At 62.7% G+C, this 19,911-nt stretch carries 21 protein-coding genes and 1 tRNA gene; 13 read left to right on the forward strand and 9 right to left on the reverse strand.

Annotated elements, in window-relative coordinates:
• The first annotated feature begins 294 nt into the window (after window positions 1-294).
• Window positions 295-1,422 (forward strand): ATP-dependent DNA helicase, encoded by a 1,128-nt coding sequence (locus NKH19_RS21785; RefSeq protein WP_352870914.1) that lies wholly within the window; start codon window positions 295-297, stop codon window positions 1,420-1,422.
• Between the two features lie 14 nt (window positions 1,423-1,436).
• On the opposite strand, the gene NKH19_RS21790 is transcribed toward NKH19_RS21785, so the two are convergent.
• Window positions 1,437-1,841 (reverse strand): SpoIIAA family protein, encoded by a 405-nt coding sequence (locus NKH19_RS21790; protein WP_352870915.1) that lies wholly within the window; start codon window positions 1,839-1,841, stop codon window positions 1,437-1,439.
• Between the two features lie 114 nt (window positions 1,842-1,955).
• On the opposite strand from NKH19_RS21790, the gene NKH19_RS21795 reads away from it, so the two are divergent.
• Complete coding sequence (locus NKH19_RS21795) at window positions 1,956-2,696, forward strand: pyridoxine 5'-phosphate synthase (RefSeq protein WP_352870996.1); 741 nt, start codon at window positions 1,956-1,958, stop codon at window positions 2,694-2,696.
• A 103-nt stretch (window positions 2,697-2,799) separates the two neighbouring features.
• Entirely contained in the window at window positions 2,800-4,719 is a 1,920-nt protein-coding gene (locus NKH19_RS21800) for a potassium transporter Kup (RefSeq protein ID WP_352870917.1), read from the forward strand.
• Between the two features lie 304 nt (window positions 4,720-5,023).
• On the opposite strand, the gene NKH19_RS21805 is transcribed toward NKH19_RS21800, so the two are convergent.
• On the reverse strand, window positions 5,024-5,917 hold the full coding sequence (locus NKH19_RS21805) for an SDR family oxidoreductase (protein WP_352870919.1): 894 nt from the start codon (window positions 5,915-5,917) through the stop codon (window positions 5,024-5,026).
• 135 nt (window positions 5,918-6,052) lie between these two features.
• Here NKH19_RS21805 and NKH19_RS21810 point away from each other — a divergent pair, with 135 nt between their 5' ends.
• Window positions 6,053-6,463, forward strand: a complete 411-nt coding sequence (locus NKH19_RS21810) for a winged helix-turn-helix transcriptional regulator (RefSeq protein WP_352870921.1) — start codon at window positions 6,053-6,055, stop codon at window positions 6,461-6,463.
• Window positions 6,464-6,593: 130 nt separating this feature from the next.
• Window positions 6,594-7,775 carry an FAD-dependent oxidoreductase gene (locus tag NKH19_RS21815; protein ID WP_352870922.1) on the forward strand — a complete coding sequence of 394 codons (1,182 nt, stop codon included), beginning with the start codon at window positions 6,594-6,596 and terminating at the stop codon, window positions 7,773-7,775.
• On the opposite strand, the gene NKH19_RS21820 is transcribed toward NKH19_RS21815, so the two are convergent.
• On the reverse strand, window positions 7,723-8,448 hold the full coding sequence (locus tag NKH19_RS21820) for a glutathione S-transferase family protein (RefSeq protein ID WP_352870924.1): 726 nt from the start codon (window positions 8,446-8,448) through the stop codon (window positions 7,723-7,725). The genes NKH19_RS21815 and NKH19_RS21820 overlap by 53 nt on opposite strands.
• Before the next feature lie 145 nt (window positions 8,449-8,593).
• Between NKH19_RS21820 and NKH19_RS21825 the strand changes: the two genes are divergently transcribed.
• Window positions 8,594-9,052 carry a MarR family winged helix-turn-helix transcriptional regulator gene (locus NKH19_RS21825; RefSeq protein WP_352870925.1) on the forward strand — a complete coding sequence of 153 codons (459 nt, stop codon included), beginning with the start codon at window positions 8,594-8,596 and terminating at the stop codon, window positions 9,050-9,052.
• A gap of 29 nt (window positions 9,053-9,081) precedes the next feature.
• Here NKH19_RS21825 and NKH19_RS21830 read toward each other — a convergent pair whose 3' ends face one another.
• Window positions 9,082-9,516: an anthrone oxygenase family protein gene (locus tag NKH19_RS21830; RefSeq protein WP_502910998.1), complete on the reverse strand. Its 435-nt coding sequence runs from the start codon at window positions 9,514-9,516 to the stop codon at window positions 9,082-9,084.
• Between the two features lie 144 nt (window positions 9,517-9,660).
• Here NKH19_RS21830 and NKH19_RS21835 point away from each other — a divergent pair, with 144 nt between their 5' ends.
• Window positions 9,661-10,317 (forward strand): TetR/AcrR family transcriptional regulator, encoded by a 657-nt coding sequence (locus NKH19_RS21835; RefSeq protein ID WP_352870926.1) that lies wholly within the window; start codon window positions 9,661-9,663, stop codon window positions 10,315-10,317.
• Between the two features lie 18 nt (window positions 10,318-10,335).
• Window positions 10,336-11,355, forward strand: a complete 1,020-nt coding sequence (gene ilvC / locus NKH19_RS21840) for a ketol-acid reductoisomerase (protein WP_352982785.1) — start codon at window positions 10,336-10,338, stop codon at window positions 11,353-11,355.
• Window positions 11,356-11,454: 99 nt separating this feature from the next.
• Here ilvC and NKH19_RS21845 read toward each other — a convergent pair whose 3' ends face one another.
• A complete protein-coding gene (locus NKH19_RS21845) occupies window positions 11,455-12,015 on the reverse strand; it encodes a BA14K family protein (RefSeq protein ID WP_352870928.1) in 561 nt (186 codons plus the stop codon).
• 189 nt (window positions 12,016-12,204) lie between these two features.
• Here NKH19_RS21845 and NKH19_RS21850 point away from each other — a divergent pair, with 189 nt between their 5' ends.
• Window positions 12,205-13,317 (forward strand): endonuclease/exonuclease/phosphatase family protein, encoded by a 1,113-nt coding sequence (locus NKH19_RS21850; protein WP_352870929.1) that lies wholly within the window; start codon window positions 12,205-12,207, stop codon window positions 13,315-13,317.
• Between the two features lie 7 nt (window positions 13,318-13,324).
• Window positions 13,325-14,050 (forward strand): NUDIX hydrolase, encoded by a 726-nt coding sequence (locus NKH19_RS21855; protein WP_352870930.1) that lies wholly within the window; start codon window positions 13,325-13,327, stop codon window positions 14,048-14,050.
• A 46-nt stretch (window positions 14,051-14,096) separates the two neighbouring features.
• Here NKH19_RS21855 and NKH19_RS21860 read toward each other — a convergent pair whose 3' ends face one another.
• From NKH19_RS21860 to NKH19_RS21875, 4 genes are all read right to left on the reverse strand, one after another.
• Window positions 14,097-14,339: a hypothetical protein gene (locus NKH19_RS21860; RefSeq protein WP_352870932.1), complete on the reverse strand. Its 243-nt coding sequence runs from the start codon at window positions 14,337-14,339 to the stop codon at window positions 14,097-14,099.
• A gap of 133 nt (window positions 14,340-14,472) precedes the next feature.
• Window positions 14,473-15,690, reverse strand: a complete 1,218-nt coding sequence (locus tag NKH19_RS21865) for an ABC transporter permease (protein ID WP_352870933.1) — start codon at window positions 15,688-15,690, stop codon at window positions 14,473-14,475.
• A gap of 2 nt (window positions 15,691-15,692) precedes the next feature.
• Window positions 15,693-16,400 (reverse strand): ABC transporter ATP-binding protein, encoded by a 708-nt coding sequence (locus NKH19_RS21870; RefSeq protein WP_352870934.1) that lies wholly within the window; start codon window positions 16,398-16,400, stop codon window positions 15,693-15,695.
• A 4-nt stretch (window positions 16,401-16,404) separates the two neighbouring features.
• The gene (locus NKH19_RS21875) at window positions 16,405-17,697 is read right to left on the reverse strand and encodes an efflux RND transporter periplasmic adaptor subunit (RefSeq protein WP_352870935.1); all 1,293 of its coding nucleotides are present in this window, start codon (window positions 17,695-17,697) and stop codon (window positions 16,405-16,407) included.
• Window positions 17,698-17,798: 101 nt separating this feature from the next.
• Here NKH19_RS21875 and NKH19_RS21880 point away from each other — a divergent pair, with 101 nt between their 5' ends.
• The 3 genes from NKH19_RS21880 (at window position 17,799) to NKH19_RS21890 (ending at window position 19,910) form a co-directional block, all read left to right on the forward strand.
• The gene (locus NKH19_RS21880) at window positions 17,799-18,707 is read left to right on the forward strand and encodes a PhzF family phenazine biosynthesis protein (RefSeq protein ID WP_352870936.1); all 909 of its coding nucleotides are present in this window, start codon (window positions 17,799-17,801) and stop codon (window positions 18,705-18,707) included.
• A gap of 107 nt (window positions 18,708-18,814) precedes the next feature.
• Window positions 18,815-18,890, forward strand: a tRNA-Lys gene (locus NKH19_RS21885).
• Between the two features lie 342 nt (window positions 18,891-19,232).
• Window positions 19,233-19,910: an outer membrane protein gene (locus tag NKH19_RS21890; RefSeq protein ID WP_352870938.1), complete on the forward strand. Its 678-nt coding sequence runs from the start codon at window positions 19,233-19,235 to the stop codon at window positions 19,908-19,910.
• The last annotated feature ends 1 nt before the right edge of the window (window position 19,911 follow it).

The following is a 19,911-nucleotide window of genomic DNA, read 5'->3' on the forward strand; positions in this document are numbered from 1 at the left end:
GCAGATCCTTGAAATGACCCAGAAAAACAACCGTTTCCGCCAACGCACCGGCATCGCAAGCCACATCGTCCATCCAAAGCATCCTTCAAAGAATCAGATGCTCTCGACAGATTCAGCTCCTAAACCCCTTGTCACGCGTTAACTCACCCGATTGCCCTGGCGAGATCGTGCGTTCTCTTTACGTTCTGATTTGCCCCTGATAGCCTAGCCTGTCGGCGGCACTGAGGCGCCCGACCCGTCGATGGTGGTGATGGCTGTCTTGTCTTTCCCTTGCGAATCCGGTCTCTCGCGCTGATGGAATTCTCTCCCCAACAGGACGAGGCGCTGCAAGCGGTTGCTCGCTGGCTAAAGACCGGAAAGCCGCAGCTGTTCCGGCTGTTCGGTTATGCCGGCACCGGCAAGACGACGCTGGCGCGTTATTTCGCCGAGCATGTCGACGGCCAGGTGCAATTCGCCGCCTTCACCGGCAAGGCGGCACAGGTTCTGCGCTCCAAAGGCGCGGTCAATGCGCGCACCATCCATTCGCTGATCTACAGGCCGAAGGGCGAGGAGTCGGTGTCGGACGAGGTCACCGGCAAGACGTCGATGTCGCCGACCTTTTCGCTCAACCGGCAGAGCCCGATCACGCGGGCGAAACTGGTCGTCATCGACGAATGTTCGATGGTCGACGAGCAGCTTGGCCGCGACCTGATGAGCTTCGGCACGCCAATCCTGGTGCTCGGCGACCCCGGCCAGTTGCCGCCGATCTCGGGGGGCGGCTTCTTCACCGACCACGAGCCGGATTTCCTGCTCACTGAAATCCACCGGCAGGCGCGCGACAACCCGATCCTGCGGCTGGCGCTCGATGTGCGCGAGGGCCGTGAATTCATGCGTGGCGACTACGGCACGGCGCAGGTGATCGGCAAGGAAGACGTCACCCAGGAGCTGGTGCTGAAGGCCGACCAGGTCTTGGTCGGCACCAACCGCACGCGGCGCCGCTACAATCAGCGGCTGCGCGAACTCAAAGGCTTCAATGCCGACTATCCGCAGGCCGGCGACAAACTGGTCTGTCTGCGCAACGATCCGGCCAAGGGCCTGCTCAACGGCTCGCTATGGAAGGTGATGACCTCGTCGCGCGAAACGGTGAAGCCCGGCATCAATCTGCTGGTGTCACCGGAAGAGGACGATCCGGATCGCGGTGTCGCCAAGATCAAGCTGCTCAAGGCGGCGTTCGAGGATCCCGACGCCGATATTCCGTGGCAGCAGAAGAAGCGCTTCGACGATTTCGACTATGGTTACGCGCTGACCGTGCACAAGGCACAGGGCTCGCAGTGGAACGAGATCGTGCTGTTCGATGAAAGCTGGGCCTTCAAGGAAACCCGCCAGCGCTGGCTCTACACGGCAATCACGCGGGCGGCAGAGCGGCTGACGATCGTCAGGTAGCAGGCAATCGGACGCTATCGCTCCCCGACAGGCTGCGCAGCAAGCCATTGCCAGGCGGCGGCTTCGTCTTCCGCCTTGAAGTGTCTGAATTCGATAGGCGGTGAGGGCGGCAGGAAGCGTTTTGCGTCCGCTATCCAGTCCGGTTCGCCTATCGCCGCGCAACGGCCGACATGTTCCAATGCATGAATGGCGCCCTGCTTCAGGGTCTCGTCCGCGATATCGGCCCAGTCGACGCCCTCGTGGTCGATGAGGCGCACCAGTACGTCGATGCGCTGGTGGAGGGCATAGGCAGCCTCCAGCAACCCGAAAAGGTTTTCGCCATCGGCCGCGGAAACGTGCCCGACGACGTCGATGGCGAAAAGGTCGTCACGGTTGGTCTCGACACGGCGAATCGCCGGCACGGCATCGAGAAAATTCATGGGTGCGTCCTTTCCCGGACTCATTCTTCAGTTCTTGGAACACCCGAAACCCCCTGTCTGTTCCCGTCAAAGGCATTATAGGTGGCGCATCGAATGATTTCCGAGGCCATCGCCATGCCCGCAAAACTCTCCGTCAATCTCAATGCCATCGCCATGCTGCGCAACCGGCGCGACCTGCCGTGGCCCAGCGTCACCGGCCTCGGCCGCATTGCGCTCGCGGCCGGGGCGCACGGACTGACGGTGCATCCGCGCCCCGACGAGCGGCACACAAGACACTCCGACTTGCCTGAGATCCGGTCGCTGATCGACGACGAGTTTCCGCGTGCGGAATTCAACATCGAGGGCTATCCGACCGAGGAGTTCCTGGCACTTGTGGAAAAGCATCAGCCCGAACAGGTGACGCTGGTGCCGGACGATCCGGCCCAGGCAACCTCCGACCACGGCTGGAACTTCGCGGCACAGGCCGCGTTCCTCACTCCGATCGTCAAACGCCTGAAGAAGGGAGGCTTTCGCGTGTCGCTGTTTGCCGATCCGGACCCCGATTGCGTGGCCGCCGCGCGCGATACCGGGGCCGACCGCATCGAGCTCTATACGGGTCCGTATGGAAGCTGTCATTCGGATTCCGCCAAAGCAGCCAAGGAATTGGAAAGGTTGGGAAAAACCGCCGATGCCGCGCTTGCCGCCGGGCTTCAGGTCAATGCCGGGCATGACCTGGTGGTCAGCAATCTGCCTGCGCTTGCCAAGCGCATTCCGGCATTGGCCGAAGTGTCGATCGGACATGGGTTGACAGCCGACGCATTGGAGTATGGCATGGCCGGCACGGTGGGGCGATTTCTCAAGGCCTGCGGGTGGTAGCGATGGCAGACTCGCGCGACAGAGATGGCAGCCATTACCCAACGGCACTTGATATTGCATCGCAGCAAGCGTAGAGCACCGCGCGCTTATCGGAGTGTCGTCCATGGCCCTTACCAATGCTGGTACTGAGGCAGAATCTGTCGAACAATCGAGCCATCCAGAGGTCGAACAGCACAGCACCAAGATTCTGATGCTGGGCGCGCTCGGTGTCGTCTATGGTGATATCGGCACCAGCCCGATCTACGCCTTTCGCGAAGCATTGCACGCCTCGTCCGGCGGCGATGTCGCCGAACGTGGCGACATCCTTGGCGTTTTGTCGCTGATCATCTGGTCGCTCACGATCACGGTTACAGTAAAATATATCATGTTCGTGCTGCGCGCCGACAACCGCGGCGAGGGCGGCGTGCTGTCGCTGATGGCGCTGGCGCGCGGCAGCTTCCCGACGCGCTCGGCGATCATTCTCGCCATCGGCATTGTCGGGGCCTCGCTGTTTTTCGGCGATGCCGTCATCACGCCGGCCATCTCGGTGCTGTCGGCGGTCGAGGGCATGAATGTCGTCACGCCTGCTTTCCAACCTTATGTGGTACCGCTGACATTGGTCATTCTGGCCATACTGTTCGCGGTGCAGCGGTTCGGCACGGGTGGTGTCGGCTTGGTGTTTGGCCCGGTGACCGCCGTGTGGTTCCTGGCCATTGGCCTTTCCGGTCTCAATCACATCGTCGCCGATCCGGAAATCCTGTGGGCAATCAGTCCGCACTATATCGCCGCCTTCCTGATCAATTCGCCCGACGTCGCTTTCGTCACCGTCGGCGCCGTCTTCCTCGCGGTCACCGGTGCCGAGGCGCTCTATGCCGATCTCGGTCATTTCGGCCGCAAGCCGATCGTGCTGGCTTGGCTGGCGATCGTGTTTCCTTGCCTGCTGCTCAACTATGCCGGGCAGGGCGCATTCGTGTTGGCCAATGGCGGAGTCGTCGGCCATCCATTCTTCGAGATGAACGGAGGCTGGACGCTGATCCCGATGGTCGTGCTGGCGACCGCCGCGACCGTCATCGCCAGCCAAGCGGTCATATCAGGCGCTTTCTCGCTGACCCGGCAGGCGGTGCAGCTCAACATGTTGCCGCGCCTCGAAATCCTGCACACGTCGGAGAGACAGTCCGGCCAGATCTACATGCCGCGCGTCAACCTCTTGTTGGCGTTGGTGGTGATGATGCTGGTCGTCGGCTTCGGCGAGTCCAGCAGGCTGGCCTCGGCCTATGGCATCTCGGTGACCGGCAACATGCTGGTGACGACGACCCTGCTCTTCGTCATCATGACACGCATCTGGAAATGGAACCTCTGGCCGGCAATCGCGCTGACGGCGCTGTTCATGTTCATCGATATAGGCTTCTTTGCCTCCAACATCGTCAAGGTGTTCGAGGGTGGTTGGGCCTCGTTGGCGGTGGCCTTCGCTATAATCATGGCCATGTGGACCTGGGTGCGCGGCAGTCGCTACCTGTTCGACAAGACCCGCCGCAACGAGATCCCGCTCGATTTCCTCGCCGGCAATCTGTTGAAGAAAAAGCCGCAGCTGGTGTCCGGCACCGCCGTGTTCCTGACCAGCGATCCGCTCAGCGCGCCAACCGCGCTGATGCACAGCCTGAAGCACTACAAGGTGCTGCATGAGCAGAACGTCATTCTTTCGGTGGTGACGGCGCCGCAGCCAGTGGTGCCTGACAGCGACCGGGTCAAGATGGAGACGGTCAACGAGCTGTTCATGCGGGTGACGCTGACCTTCGGCTACATGGAGCAGCCCAACATCCCGCGCGCGCTGGCGATCTGCCGCAAGCAAGGCTGGAAGTTCGACATCATGACGACCTCGTTCTTCCTGTCGCGGCGTTCGCTCAAGGCCTCGCCCAATTCCGGAATGCCTGTGTGGCAGGACCGGTTGTTCATCGGCCTGGCGCGCACGGCGGCCGACGCGACGGAGTATTTCCAGATCCCGACCGGTCGTGTGGTGGAGATCGGTACACAGGTGGCGATCTGACCGGCTCGGAATAAAAGCGGCTCTGCCGCGATCCTTCGCGCCCCCCTCTGTCCTGCCGGACATCCCCCACGAGGGCAGGGCTATCGCATATGGATTCTTGCGAAGAAGACCCCCACCCTAACCCTCCCCACAAGGGGGAGGGAACGCTGCCGCGTGCCTTTAATTCTTCTTTGGCACCGAAAAGACAGGCGATTCGCCTAGGTCAGCACCAACGGAAGTCTCCCTCCCCCTTGTGGGGAGGGGTTAGGGGTGGGGGTCCGTGCCGCGCAGGCATCTCAGGACTATGCCCGGCGAAAACGCCGCTTCAGCCCGCCAGGGCTGCTTTGTTCGCCTCGAGAAATTGCTTCAACGTCTTTGGCGTTCTGCCGGAAAGTTTCTCGATCGCGTCGGTCACCATGGCGATGCGGCCGGAGCGCGTGTTGGCGTCGAAGGACACGACGACGTCAGCGAAATCCTCGGGGACACCGGCCGCCTTCACGCCTTCGGTCAAGGCTTCATCCGGAACCTGCACGACATCGAGCGGCTTGCCGGTGACCTCGCTCACCAGGGCGGCGATTTCGGCCGTGGTGTAGGCGTGCGGGCCGGTCAACGTGTAGGTCTTGCTTTCGTTTGAGGCGCCAGCGAGGCCGGCGGCGATCGCCGCGGCCATGTCATCGCGTGCGCCGTGCGCAATGCGGCCTTCGCCGGCGGACGTATACCAGTGTCCCGAGGCGATCGCGTGCGGCAGTGCCATGAACAGATTCTCCTGGTACCAGCCGTTGCGGAAGATCGTGTAGGGGATGCCGCTCGCCTTGATCGCCTGCTCGGTGCTGTAGTGATCGTTGGCGAACAGCACGGGCGAAACTGGCTCGGGATTGGGCATCGAAGTGTAGAGCAGATGCGAAATGCCGGCGTTCTTGGCCGCGGCGACTGCATTTTCGTGCTGCTTCAGGCGTTTGCCGCTTTTGAGATCGAGATCGCCGGTCGAAATGATCAGCACCTTGTCGGCGCCCTTGAATGCGGTTTCCAGCGAAGCCGCGTCGTTGAAATCGGCGGCCCTGACGACAACGCCGCGTGCCGCCAAATCGGCCACGTTTTCTGGATTGCGTGTTGTGGCGATGATCTTTGCCGGCGGAACTTTGTGCGTGTCCAGGAGATAGTGGATGACGCCGCGGCCAAGCTGGCCGGAGGCGCCGGTGACGAGAAGGGTTTCGGTCATGGGGGATCCTGACGTTGCGCCGCAAGGGCGGATCGAGTGGTAGTCTCGGAAAGAGACCAGCACTAAAATAGGAATTGACCCACCGCCGTAAAGAAGGCAGTTTTTCGGGAGGTAGGCACAGGCAGGGAACCACCCATGGACGGCAAGGTCATCAATCTGAAATCGAAGATGGAGATCTATAAGGCGATGAGCGGGGACGGCAATTTCGCCAATTGTCCGGTCCGCGATGTCATCCAGGGCGTCAGCGGCAAATGGAGATCGCTGCTGATGATGGCGCTGGCTGAAAGACCCTATCGCTTCGGCGAGTTGAGGCGCCTGGTGCCCGATATTTCGCAACGCATGCTGACCCAGACGCTGCACGATTTGCAGCGCGATGGCTATGTCCATCGTGAGGTGTTCCCGACCAAACCACCGAGTGTTGAATACAGCCTGACCGATCTAGGGCGCTCGATGTTCGGCGCTTTTCATCAATTGATTCTATGGGCCGAACTCAACCACGATGCGGTGCGGATAGCGCGCGCCGATTTTGATGCCGCCCAAGGTTGAGCCGGCCAATGCCCGGAGCCGCAACTTGATTTCGCCCGACGGCTGAAGGATTGTCCTCGCCAATCAGGCTTGGGGCATCGAGATTTCATACCATATCGCAATTGCGGGCGCCGGCCCGGCTGGGCTGGCCATGGCGCTCTATCTCAAGCGTGCCGGGCATCGGGTCACCGTCTTCGAGCGCTTCGACGAACCGAAGCCGGTCGGCTCCGGACTGATCCTGCAGCCGACCGGGCTGACGGTGCTGGCCGATCTTGGCCTGCTCGACGACATACTGGCGCTGGGCAGTCGCATCGACCGCCTGCATGGCGCCGACGCTAACACAGGTCGTACCGTGCTCGACGTCCGCTATGATGCGCAACATGGCGGTCGCTTCGGGTTGGCGGTGCATCGGGCGGCCTTGTTCGGGGTGCTTTATCGAGCAGCGCAGCGCGAGGCGATCGCTATCGAAACCGGCGTTGAAGTCGAGGCGCTGGAGACGGGCGAACGGGCAACGCTGATCCGTGGCAACGGACGAAGGGCGGGGCCATTCGATCTGGTCGTCGACGCCGGCGGTTCGCGCTCGAAACTGCGACGCGCAAGCGCTCCAGGCGAGCCACGACCACTTACCTATGGCGCGTTCTGGGCCTCGCTCGGTTGGCGCGGCGAAGGTTTTGACGAGCATGCGCTGCTGCAACGCTACGACAAAGCGAGCGTGATGATCGGCGTGCTGCCGATCGGCCGGCCGGAGCCGGGCGCTGAAAAGATGGTGGCATTCTTCTGGAGCCTCAAGCCGGCCGATGCCGAGCGGGTGCGGGCAGTGGGTCTCGACGCCTGGAAGGAGAGGCTGGTCGCGCTGTGGCCCGAATGCGAGGCGTTCACCAGCCAGGTCGAGGATTTCGACCAGCTCTCGCTGGCGCGCTATGGCCACCACACGATGAAATGGCCGGCCGGCCGGCGGCTGGCCATCATCGGCGATGCGGCACACTCGACCAGCCCGCAGCTCGGGCAAGGGGCCAATATGGCACTGCTCGACGCGGCGGCGCTCAGCCATGCGCTGGCGAGGACGGCGAGTGTCGAGGCAGCGCTTGAAGCCTATGCGAAGGCGCGCCGCTGGCATGTGCGGATCTTCCAGGCGCTGTCGCTGGCGTTCACGCCGTTCTACCAGTCGGATTCCGTGACGCTTCCCTTTATCCGCGACAGGCTGGTGGCGACGGTGGCAAAAATTCCGCCGGCACCGCGGTTCCTCGCCTCGATGGTGGCCGGCACGGTGATCGATCCGTTCAAGCGGATCGGGCTTGCAGAGGCGAAATGGCCGGATCGCTTCGGTGGATGAGGCTCGAAAGGTATGATCCCTTCGCCCGCAGGAAGGCATGCAGGCCTTGCGGGTAGCCCGGCGCCACGGCGTGCTTGATCGACGGGCGTTCACTCAACGCCTGGCGCCAGGCGCGGACGAGCGGTTTACCGTCAAGGATGCCGAAATCACCGATCCGGTCGAAGGCGTCCAGATAGCGGAAGACCGGACCGTAAACGGCGTCGACCAGCGAAAAGTGCTCGCCGGCGAACCAGGGTCCGCCAAGCTCGTCCGCCAGTTCGGTTTCGAGACGATCGAACATGGCTGACAGCGCGCTGGATTCGGCCAGGAAGCCGGCCTCGGTCGACGCTGAATAGAACCGGCCGATGGCGTTGAGCGTGGCCGAGCCGAACTCGATCCAGGCACGGTGCCGGGCGCGGGTATAGGGGTCGGTGGGGTGGAGGGGATTGGCCTGCGTCTCTTCGAGGAGTTCGAGGATGACCGCGGATTCGAAGATCACCGTTTCCTCGCCATTTCGCTGCAGGCGCAGCAGCGGCACCTTGCCGAGCGGTGAAATCGCCTTGAACCAGTCCGGCTTGTTGGCGAGGTCGATATCGACGCGCTCGAACGGCACGCCCTTTTCAGCCAGTGAAATCGCGGCGCGCTGAACATAGGGGCAGAGATGGTGGCTGACGAGAATGAGCTTGTCGGTCATTTTACTCGCCCCAATGTCGGCGAGTTCGCGGATTTCGTGTTTCATTGGACTGGCTTTCCATAATTTAATGCACTTGCATCTATGTAAATGCATATGCATTGAACGTCAAGCTTGATGCAATTGCATCTATTGCCTATGCTGGGCCATGACCGAGACAGCCATGCCTTCGCCCGAAGCCATCAAGGCCTGGGCCCGCCTGATGCGCGTTTCGCGCCAGCTGGTGGAAAGCGCTGAAGAGGCGTTAAAGGCCGCCGGCCTGCCGCCGCTTGCCTGGTATGACGTGCTGCATGAGATCGCCGAGGCGGGCGAGGGCGGGCTGCGGCCGTTTCAGCTGATCGAGCGCACTCTATTCGCGCAATACAACATATCGCGGCTGCTGGCGCGGCTCGAGGCCGATGGGCTGGTGGAGAAGCTGCCGGTGGCCGATGACGGCCGTGGCCAGACCATCCGCATCACCACCAAAGGCCGCGAGACGCGGCGTCGAATGTGGGCTGTCTACGGACTGTCGATCGCCGAACTGGTCGGCGCCAAGCTCTCGGGAGATGAGTTGACCATGGTCTCGGCACTGCTTGGCCGACTGCGCCATCCGCCCATCGCGGACTGATGCCACGGCGCCGAGCCGGCTCGGCGAGGTCAAGCCGGATGGCTGCCCCAGAGAAACGCCAGCGTCGACAAAACACCGAGCACCGTGCGAACCAGATGCAGATTGCCCCATTTGATGATCAGGGGCCTGGCTTGCGGATTGACGGCGCCTGCATCCATCGCCTCCAGCACCCTGTTGGTCGGCATCATCGCGATCAGCGTCCACGGCCAGGGCAGGATGATCAACACCGCGCCAACCAGGAAGGCGAGACCGCCGGTCTGCCACCAGGCAATCAGGCCAAGAACGCAGGCGACAATGGCAATCGACGCCTGCATGGCGGCGCCGCGTTTGTAGGAAGGCTGCCATTCCTGCAGCAGTGCCTTGTCGTCGAGACGAAGCCGCGCCGGCTGTTCCGCGACGCCGACGTAAATCGCGGCGCCGGAGAATACGGCGGCAACCGTCAAGGCGAGCAATCCGATCAGCATCTTCTTTCCCCGCGCAAGCCGCCGCCGTCCAGAAAGAAATAGGGCTTGCAAGGCCCAAAACAATACGCCATAGATCAGGCGAACCGTAACGTACGGTACGGCTTGCCGAAATAACCGGCCGGCCTTACCTGCCGAGAGAAGAGCGTGTTGCACATCGTACCCGAGATCGACACCAGCCAAGCGCTGACAGAGCGGCAGAAGGCCGTGCTCGACGCGGCGTTGCGGCTGCTGGTCGAGGAGGGCGATCAGCTGACCATGACCGCCGTGGCGCGCCGTGCGAGCTGTTCCAAGGAAACGCTCTACAAATGGTTCGGCGATCGTGACGGGCTGCTGACGGCGACAGTGCAATGGCAGGCCTCGAAGGTGCGGGTGGCGCAGGTCGATGGCAAGGGGCTTGATCTCGCCTCGCTGACGGCAAGCCTCGAACGCTTCGCTTCCGACTGGCTCCAAGTAATCTCCAGCGATACCTCGATCGCGCTCAACAGGGTTGCGGTCGGTCATGCCGGCTCGGGCAAGGACAACCTTGGCGCCGTCGTGCTGGAAAATGGCCGCTTCGCGCTGGCCAAGCGGCTGAAGCCTGTGCTTGAAGCCGGCCGGCGGGCCGGACTTCTGGAATTCTCGGATGCCGAAACGGCATTCCGTACCTTTTTCGGGCTGGTCGCCCGCGACGTGCAGATCCGTCTGCTGCTCGGCGACCGGCTGGAATTGACTGAGGCGGCGATCGGCGGCGATGCCGCGCGGGCGACGCAGCAGTTTCTCGCTCTTTTCGGAGCAAAAACCGGCCGTAAGGCTGATTCATAAAACGGGAAGGAAGACAAAATGCGCGTCTATTACGATCGTGATGCCGATCTCAATCTGATCAAGGGCAAGAAGGTCGCCATCATCGGCTATGGCAGCCAGGGCAGGGCGCATGCGCTCAACCTCAAGGATTCCGGCGCCAAGGAGATCGCCATCGGTCTCAAGGTCGGCTCGGCGACCGCCAAGAAGGTCGAGGCCGATGGGCTCAAGGTGATGAGCGTGGCGGATGCCGCCAAATGGGCCGACCTGATGATGATGGCAACGCCCGACGAACTGCAGGCCGACATCTACAAGAACGAGATCGCGCCGAACATCCGCGATGGTGCGGCGATCGCTTTCGCTCACGGCCTCAACGTGCATTTCGGCCTCATCGAGCCGAAGTCGACGGTCGACGTCGTCATGATCGCGCCCAAGGGCCCCGGCCACACGGTGCGCGGCGAATACCAGAAGGGCGGCGGCGTGCCGTGCCTGGTCGCGGTCAACCAGGACGCCTCGGGCAATGCGCTGGATCTAGCGCTGTCCTACGCCTGCGGCGTCGGCGGTGGCCGTTCGGGCATCATCGAGACCAATTTCCGCGAGGAATGCGAGACCGATCTGTTCGGCGAGCAGGTCGTGCTGTGCGGCGGTCTGGTCGAGCTGATCCGCGCCGGTTTCGAGACGCTGGTGGAAGCTGGTTATGCGCCTGAGATGGCCTATTTCGAGTGCCTGCACGAGGTCAAGCTGATCGTCGACCTGATCTACGAAGGCGGCATCGCCAACATGAACTACTCGATCTCGAACACCGCCGAATGGGGCGAATACGTCTCGGGTCCGCGCATCATCACCGCCGAGACCAAGGCCGAGATGAAGCGCGTGCTGAGGGATATCCAGACCGGCAAGTTCACCTCGGAGTGGATGCAGGAATACCGCGCCGGCATGTCGCGCTTCAAGGGCATCCGCCGTATGAACGACAGCCACCAGATCGAGGAAGTCGGCGCCAAGCTGCGCGCGATGATGCCCTGGATTTCGAAGAACAAGCTGGTCGACAAGGCGAAAAACTGAGCGAAATCAGCACATTCCAAGACAGACAGCGTCTACAGCTGAATCGGAAACGGCGCCCCGTGGCGCCGTTTCCTTATTCTGTCGGTAAGTGGCTGCAGATCAGCTGTAGGGCGACCAGCACTGCTGGCGCGGGCCGTTATAAGGCTGGAACGTGTTGTCCCAGGCGCGATACGACCGGTAACGGTTGTAGCACCATTGGACATGGGCACTCGAAAGCCGTCCTGCGCGGTAATAGCGGCGCGGCGCCGGCCTGTCATAGTAGTTGTAGTTGTTGTACATGCTGCCGAGGCTGAGCCCCAGCCCTAGGCCCAGGAGCGCGGCCGCTCCATCATCGTAATAGCGGCCGCCGCGATAATGATGGCGACCGTGACGCCAACGCCAGTCATTTCCGCCATCCCAGTTGCCGCGGCGCCAGTTGTCATGGTTCCAGTAGCGACGGCCGTCATGGCGGCGCCACCTCCAATTGTCACCGTAGAACTGACGGTCATTACCGCCCGCCCATTCGTCGCGGATCGGGGTGACCGTCGGCGCCGCCGTGCTGGTGGGAATCGACAGTGTCGGCTGCATGATCGGGCCGGCAGCGGACGGTGCCGTGATGCCGGAGACGATACCGAGCGCTATTAGCCCGGATTTTACCGTGGACGAAAAGAGCGAATTCATTGCACTCTCCAAGGGGTACAGGCCCCACGCCAAGCCGAGGAATGGGCCTAATGTGGACGTTTGCATCTGAACGGCGGATGAACGGAAAGGTTCCGTCAACCATGGCGCGAAGGCGCCTAGGACCCAACCGGTCTCGCTGGCGGTCCTGCGATCTTGTTTTCCGCGGCACTTGCGGGCAAAGGTCATGGCATGTCACTGCGCCTTGCCACCTTCAACGTCGAGAACCTGATGAACAGGTTCGATTTTTCCGGCTACCGCAACCAGCTCAACGAGGATCGCACGCTGGCGCTGTTCGATATCCAGAGCGAGGTGGAATACAAGATGCTGGAGCAGGCCCGCGCCATCGCACAGTCCGACGATACGCGCCAGCTGACGGCGCTGGCGATCGCCGCCACCCGCGCCGACATCGTCTGCATGCAGGAAGTCGACAACATCGAGGCGCTGAAGGCGTTCGAACACGGCTACCTGTTCAAGATGGTGGGGCAAGGCTACCGGCAGAAATACACCACATCGGGCAATGATACGCGCGGCATCGACGTTGCCGTGATGATGCGCAACGAAACCGCGCAGGGCCAGCCGATCGAATTCGTGCGCATGACCAGCCACGCCTATGTCACCTACGAACAGTTCGGGCTGCACACGCCGGAACTGGCGGCACTCGGCAACCAGGCCAATGAGCGCATCTTCCGGCGCGATTGCCTGGAAATCGACATCACGGTGGGCAGCGTGCCGCTGACGCTTTACCTCGTGCATTTCAAATCGATGGGCTCGCCGCGCAATGGGCTCGACGGGCGCGAGGCGACCATGCCGATCCGCATCGCCGAGGCGCAGGCCGTGCGGCGGATCATCGAGGAGCGTTTCGGCAAGGACCACGCCGCCGACAAACGCTGGGCGATCTGCGGCGACATGAACGATTACCGGCAGCGCGTGAAGGTGGCCGGCGACGCGATCGACGGCTACCGCTTCGAGGTGGTCGACGAGACCCTATCCTGCATCAACGTGCTGACGGCCGGCGGTTTCTGCGAAAACCTCGTCGAGCGGCGGCCCGAGATAGATCGCTGGAGTTTTTATCACACGCGCGGACCAGAAGAGCGGCATCTGTGCCAACTCGACTATATCCTGTTGTCGAAGGGGCTCGCTGCCAGCAACGCGACGGCCGTTCCCGACATTATCCGCAACGGCCAGCCCTGGCGCACGATTTTCCCATCCGGCCAGGAGGTCGACCGCTTTCCGCGCGCCGGCTGGGATCGGCCGAAGGCGTCGGACCATTGTCCGGTGGCCATCACCCTGGACATCGTTTGATACGCCCATGAGTTTCGACCTGCCGCGCAATGTCATCCTGCCCGTCGACGCCGTCGACGTCAGGCTCGATCCCCGTCCGCATCCCTTCGCCTGGGACAATGCAGAGGCCATCGCTGAGAATTGGCAGCGCGAAGTCGCCGCCAATCCGGCGCTGTTCGATGGCATGGTGGTGCTGCTGTCGCAACTCGCGTACCGCGACAACCGTCTCGTCGGCCGCTGCCATGCGGTCAATTACTCGACTTTCCTGCTGTGGCGAAAAAGGCGTGAGAATTCGGGCGCCGAGCATGCCTATGCGCATGCCATGCTGGTGGCCGGCGACAATGCGCTGGTGGCGATCCGCATGGGACCGCACACGGTCAACGCAGGCAGCGTCTATTTCGCCGCCGGCTCGTTCGAGCCGATCGACTTTCGCGATGGTCTGGTCGATGTCGATTTCAACATGATCCGCGAGGTGCGCGAGGAAACCGGGCTCGACCTGTCGGGTGCCGAACGCGGCAAGCGCTACCACGCCCTGTCGACCAATAGCGGCACGGTGATCTTCCGGCGTTATCACGCGACAGCGCCCGCCGACGAGATCGCCCGGCGCATCTCGGCTTTCGTCGCCACCGAAACCGATCCGGAGATCGAGGGCCCGGTGATCATCCGCCATGCCGCCGACCTGCCGGTCGGGCTGTCGCCGCATATGAAGCCGCTGATCGAGTGGCATTTTGCGGGCAAGGACTCTCTGTTTTGACGCAATTCCGGACGGAAAACCGCTTCACACTTTTCCTGGAATTGCTCTAACCGCGCGTCTTGTTCTGCGCGTCCTTGCGATCGTTGCGAGCAGCGACGAGGAACAGGATAAAGCCGATGCCCAGCAAGCCGCCCATCGCCATTCCTATGGTCTGGCCGACGATCGCCTGAAAATCCGATGTGACGCGATCGGGATTGGCAAGGCCGTAGCGGGCGAGATACCACCAGATGCCCGCCAGACAGGCCTCGATGATGACCATCGCCAGGATCAGCCGCGCTTTTTTGCTCATCCGCTATTCCTCCGCCCAAGGCGAGTGCCCTAGCATCGCGAACGGTGCGGCGACAGTGGCGGAGCAAGGTGGAGCTGTGAAGACTGTGCAAAAGCCGGTCGGAGCGCTGGGAGCGTTTCCGACTGCGTTGCCCCTACTCGTGCCTTAGCGCATCGATCGGGTCGAGCCTGGCGCCGCGCAGCGCCGGGAAGAAGCCGAACACCATGCCGATCAGCGCGGAGAAGCCGACGGCGAGCAGGATGACCGCCGGGCTTGGCGCGAAGGGGATGGTCAGCGTTACGGAAGCGAGGCCGGCCAACGCCAGGCCGATCAGGATACCGATGATGCCGCCGAGCAGCGACAGCACCGTCGCCTCGACCAGGAACTGGATGAGGATGTGCTTTTCATGCGCGCCGATGGCCAGCCTGATGCCTATCTCGCGGGTGCGTTCGGTGACCGACACCAGCATGATGTTCATGATGCCGATGCCGCCGACCAGCAGGCTGACGCCGGCGACCGCGCCCAGCATGCCGGTCATGGTGGTGGTGGCGCTGGCCATGGCGTCGGCGATCTGGGTCATGTCGCGGATGGCGAAATCGCTCTCGCGCTCGGGCGTGATGCGGCGCGCATCGCGCAAAATGTCCTCGACGCGCGGCTGCAGTTCGCTGGTCGGCGTGCGGTCGTCGGCGGCGATGTAGATGTTGTCGATGTCGCGGTTGCCGGCGATGCGGCGCTGATAGGCATGCAGCGGCATCAAGACGACATTGTCCTGGTCCTGGCCGAAGCCGGTATAGCCCTTGGGCTCGAGCAGGCCGATGATCTTGCAGGAGGTGCGGTTGACGCGGATGATCTCGCCCTCCGGATCACCGGCGCCGAAGAACTGCTGGCGCACCGTCTCGCCGATCAGGCACACGCCGGTGCCCGAGCGGGTTTCGGAATCGCTGAATGGGCGGCCGGACACCAGCTTCCAGTCGCGCGCATCGAGATAGGCGCTGTCGGTGCCGGTGACGCCCGAGGTCAGGCTCTCGGTGCCGAAGATGACGCGGACCTGCTTTTGCGAGGCCGGCGAAATGGCGCGAGCGCCGGTCAGGTGCGCAACGAGCGCCGCCAGGTCCTTTTCGGCCAGCGGACGCGCCACCTGATCGAGCCCTCCCGGACCGCCGGGACCGGCCGGGCGGCCGGAACGGACGACCAGCAGATTGCTGCCGAGCTTGGAGATGTCGGCCTTGACCTTTTCGGTGGTGCCCGAGCCGATGGTGAGCATGGCGATGACGGCTGCAACGCCGATGACGATGCCGAGCAATGTCAGGAACGAGCGCAGCACGTTGCGGCGGATCGAGCGGAGCGAGAGGCGGACGGTTTCCCAGATCATGGCTACGCCGTCTCCAGCTTTATTGTATCGGAGGCGACGTGGCCGTCGAGGAAGCGAATGGTGCGTTCGGCATAGCCGGCAACGTCGGCCTCGTGCGTGACCATGGCGATGGTCAGGCCAAGTTCGGTGTTCAGCCTGGTCAGCAACTCCATGATCTCGTGCGTGCGGGCGGTGTCGAGATTGCCGGTCGGCTCGTCGGCGACGAGTAAGGTTGGGCGGGTAACGATGGCGCGCGCGATCGCCACCCGCTGCTGCTGGCCGCCGGAGAGTTCCGCCGGGGTGTGGTGTTCGCGGCCGACAAGGCCGACCTCCGCCAACGTCTGCATGGCAAGGTCGCGGCGCTGGCGGGCGGCAACGCCGCGGTAGATCAGCGGCAGTTCGACATTTTCGGCCGCCGTGGTGCGGGCCAGCAGATTGTAGCCCTGGAAGACGAAGCCGACATAGAGGTTGCGCAGCATGGCGCGGCGGTTGCGGTCGAGACGGCCGGCGTCGATACCCATGAAGGAATAGGTTCCGGCCGTCGGCGTGTCGAGGCAGCCGATGATGTTCATCGCCGTTGACTTGCCGGAGCCGGACGGCCCCATGATGGCGACGAATTCGCCGCGCTGGATCGCAAGGTCGACGCCGGCCAGCGCATGAACCTTGGCTTCGCCCTGGCCGTAGCTCTTCCAGACCTTGTCGAAGGTGATGAGCGTCGCGCTCGGGGCCACGGTATCAGCTCCGCTGCTGCGACGCTGTGATAACCTGAGCGCCTTCGTCCAGGCCGGAGGTGATCTCGGTCAGTTCGCCGTCGGTGGAACCGATTTTGACGTTGACCGGGCGCGGACGCCCGTTCTCCAGCACGTACAGCGTGCGCGAGCCATCGGTAGGCGCCGTCGCGGCCTGGCGCTGGCGGTTGCCGCCGGGGCGACCCATGCGGCCGGTGAACAGGTCGCTCATGCTCCACGCGCGGGTGGCAGGCGCCGTGGGCCGATAACGAAAGGCGGTGGCCGGCACGGTGAGCACGCCCTTGGCCTGTTTGGTGACGACCGAAACGGTGGCGGTCATGCCGGGTCGCAGCAACAGCTCGTTGTTGTCGACCTTGAGCCGCGCATTGTAGGTGACGACGCCGTCGGTGGTCACCGAGGCATAGGAGATGTCGCGGATCTCGGCATCGAACGGCCGCTCCGGGAAAGCATCGACGGTGAAGCGGGCATGCTGGCCGGATCTGACCGCGCCGATGTCGGCCTCGTCCACCGCCGCCACCAGTTCCATGTTTCTGAGATCTGCGGCGATGATGAACAGCACCGGTGCCTGCAGGGAGGAGGCGACCGTCTGGCCGGGGTCGACCGAGCGCGTCAGCACGATGCCGTCGATCGGCGCATAGATGGTGCTGTTGGCAAGGTCGGTCTGCTGCGATTTCAGATCGGCATTGGCGATGGCGAGGTTAGCCTGGGCGCTGTCGAGCGCGGCCTTGGAGCGATCGCGCGTCGCGGTCGCCGCCTCGAGCGACTGGTCGGTCGCCATGCCGCGCTTGGTCAAAGCCGCCGCGCGGACAAGCGCCTTTTCGTTCTCGGCCAGCGTTACCGTGGCGTCCTCGACATTGGCCGCCGCTGCCTTGGCCGAGGCTTCGGCCCGTTCGATCTGGACCTGCAGCTTGGTCGTGTCGAGCGCCGCCAGCACGTCGCCCTTCTTGACCTGCTGGTTCTCCTCGACAGACACCGAACGGATGATCCCGGAGAGCTGGCTGGAAATATCGACCTGGGTGAGCGGCTGCAGCGTGCCGGTCGCCGACACCGCGACGGTAAGGTCAGCCTTGGCGGCAGGCACTGTGGTGTAATCAACCTTGGCCGGCGAGCCGGCATACCACTGATAGGCGCCAAGCCCGGCGGCGAGCACGATCAGCGCCAGCAGCGCATATAGCCAGCCGCGCCGGCGCGACTTGCGCAGGCCCGTCTTGTCGAGCCCAAGCGCCGTCTCGATGGCGGAATCCGATTCGGTCTTTGGCAGATTGACAATCTGGTCCACGCTGGACCCCTATAATGGGCAATGTCTCTATCTGTGCACAGATCAGGCTTGACGGTTCAAATATCAAATTAAATTTCGCCCATGTTGGGATTGAGGCAGGAATGAAAACCCGGAATTACTTGCTTTACGACGTGTTTACGACCGAGCGACTGGCCGGCAATCCTTTGGCCGTCGTGCTGGACAGCAAGGGATTGGATACCGCCGCGATGCAGGCCATCGCGCGCGAATTCAACCTGTCGGAATCGGTGTTCGTGCTGCCGCCGGACAATCCCAAGCATAAAAACCGCATCCGCATTTTCACGCCCGACTATGAAATGCCGTTCGCCGGCCACCCGACGGTGGGTTCGGCGATCGCGCTGGCCGAGCTGGCGGAGGAGGGCGGCGCCGGCATCTTCGTGCTGGAGGAAAACATCGGCCCGGTGCGTTGTGCCGTCAGCAAGCATGATGGAGCGACCTTTGCCGAGTTCGACCTGGCGAAGCTGCCGGAGCCGCTGAAGCTGGAGGCCGACCCGGAGGCTATCGGTGCGGCCCTTGGCCTGACGCCGCACGAAATCGGTTTCGAGAATCATCGCGTCGCGTTCTGGTCGGCGGGCGTGCCCTATGTGACCATTCCGGTCGCCAATCTCGAAGTGGCGGGCCGCATCCGTCTGGACAACCAGGCCTGGTCGGAACTGGCGCCACGCAAGAGCGAGTGGGCCTTCGCCAGCCCCTATGTCTATTGCCGCGAGACGGTGAACCACGAAAGCGCCTTCCATGTGCGTATGATCGTGCCAGGCACGCCTTCCTACGAGGATCCGGCAACCGGCTCGGCGGCAGCGGCTTTTGCCGGCGCGATCATGCATTTCGACGCGCCGACCGACGGCATTTCGCAGCTGTGGATCGAGCAGGGGCTGGAGATGGGCAGGCCATCTCGAATTCGCCTCGAACTAACCGTGGAAGGCGGAAAACTTGCCTCCGCACGCATCGGCGGTAATGCGGTCAAGGTCGCCGAAGGCAAGCTGTTCGTCTGACTATGTGCGGCACTTAAGCGATTTGTCGGGAAATGATTCCGGCAGGGCTGGACAGGACCGATGGTGGCGGCTATATGCCCGCCAACGCCGGTTTTTGCCGGCCGAGTGGGTGCGTAGCTCAGTTGGTAGAGCAGCTGACTCTTAATCAGCGGGTCCACAGTTCAATCCTGTGCGCACCCACCAAATTCTTCAAAGACTTGGTGGAAAGACCTTGGAATGCGAGATGCGTTTGACCGTGTCTCGGGCATGGCGCGGGCTTGCCGAGGCTGGCCTTGAACGTGACCTTCATGACGATCGGGCGGTCACAGGTATCTGCGATCCTGCGCTGCCTATGAGCGGCCCCTGGGCTGCGCTGCCTATGCGCGGTCCCTGTCGTTGACATTGGTGACCTTGGCTGCCGGCGAAGGTCTCGATGGACGATCATACTTATGTCGAGCAGATCGTTTCTTTCGAGTGTTGCAAAAAAATCACAGCTGGTATGCGCGCATCGTGGTAAAAAAGGGCGTTAACAAGGGGGATTGGTGCATGCGCGCTTTCATTTTTGTCGCCTCTGTATTCGTCACGGCTTTGATGGCCGGAACGGCACTTGCCGCCGATACAATGGTCGAGTTGCCGGTCGCATCGAATTACAACTGGACGGGCGGCTACGTAGGCGCGCAAATCGGCGGCGGATGGAGCAAAGTCGATCAGCCATGGGGCTTTTCAGAGGCCAGTCCGGACATCTTCGACCAGGACGATGCGGACGGCAGCGGTGTCCTTGGCGGCGTGCACGCAGGCTACAATTGGCAATCCGGTTCCTTCGTGTTCGGTGGCGAGGCAGATATCAACGCGACGAGCATTGATGGCGACGATGGCGGAAGCGGTGGGGACATCAATGGCTTTGAGGCGCAATGGATCGGTTCCGTCCGCGCTAGGGCAGGCGTCTCATTTGACCGAATGCTGATTTACGGCACGGGCGGCTACGCATACCTGCATGGAAAAGCGGACACTCGCGATCCGGGTCGAGAGGAAAGTCACTCGGCTTCATTCAACGGATGGACGGTCGGCGCCGGCGCTGAATACGCTATTACCGACAAGATCACGGTTCGCGGCGAATATCGGTACGCGGACTTCGGCTCGAAGACCATCGTCTTCAACAACTATGTTGAAGACATTAGCCCGACCCTGCAAACCGTTACGATAGGTTTTTCATACCGGTTCTGAT

Source organism: Mesorhizobium sp. M1338, from assembly GCF_040318045.1.
GTDB lineage: Bacteria > Pseudomonadota > Alphaproteobacteria > Rhizobiales > Rhizobiaceae > Mesorhizobium.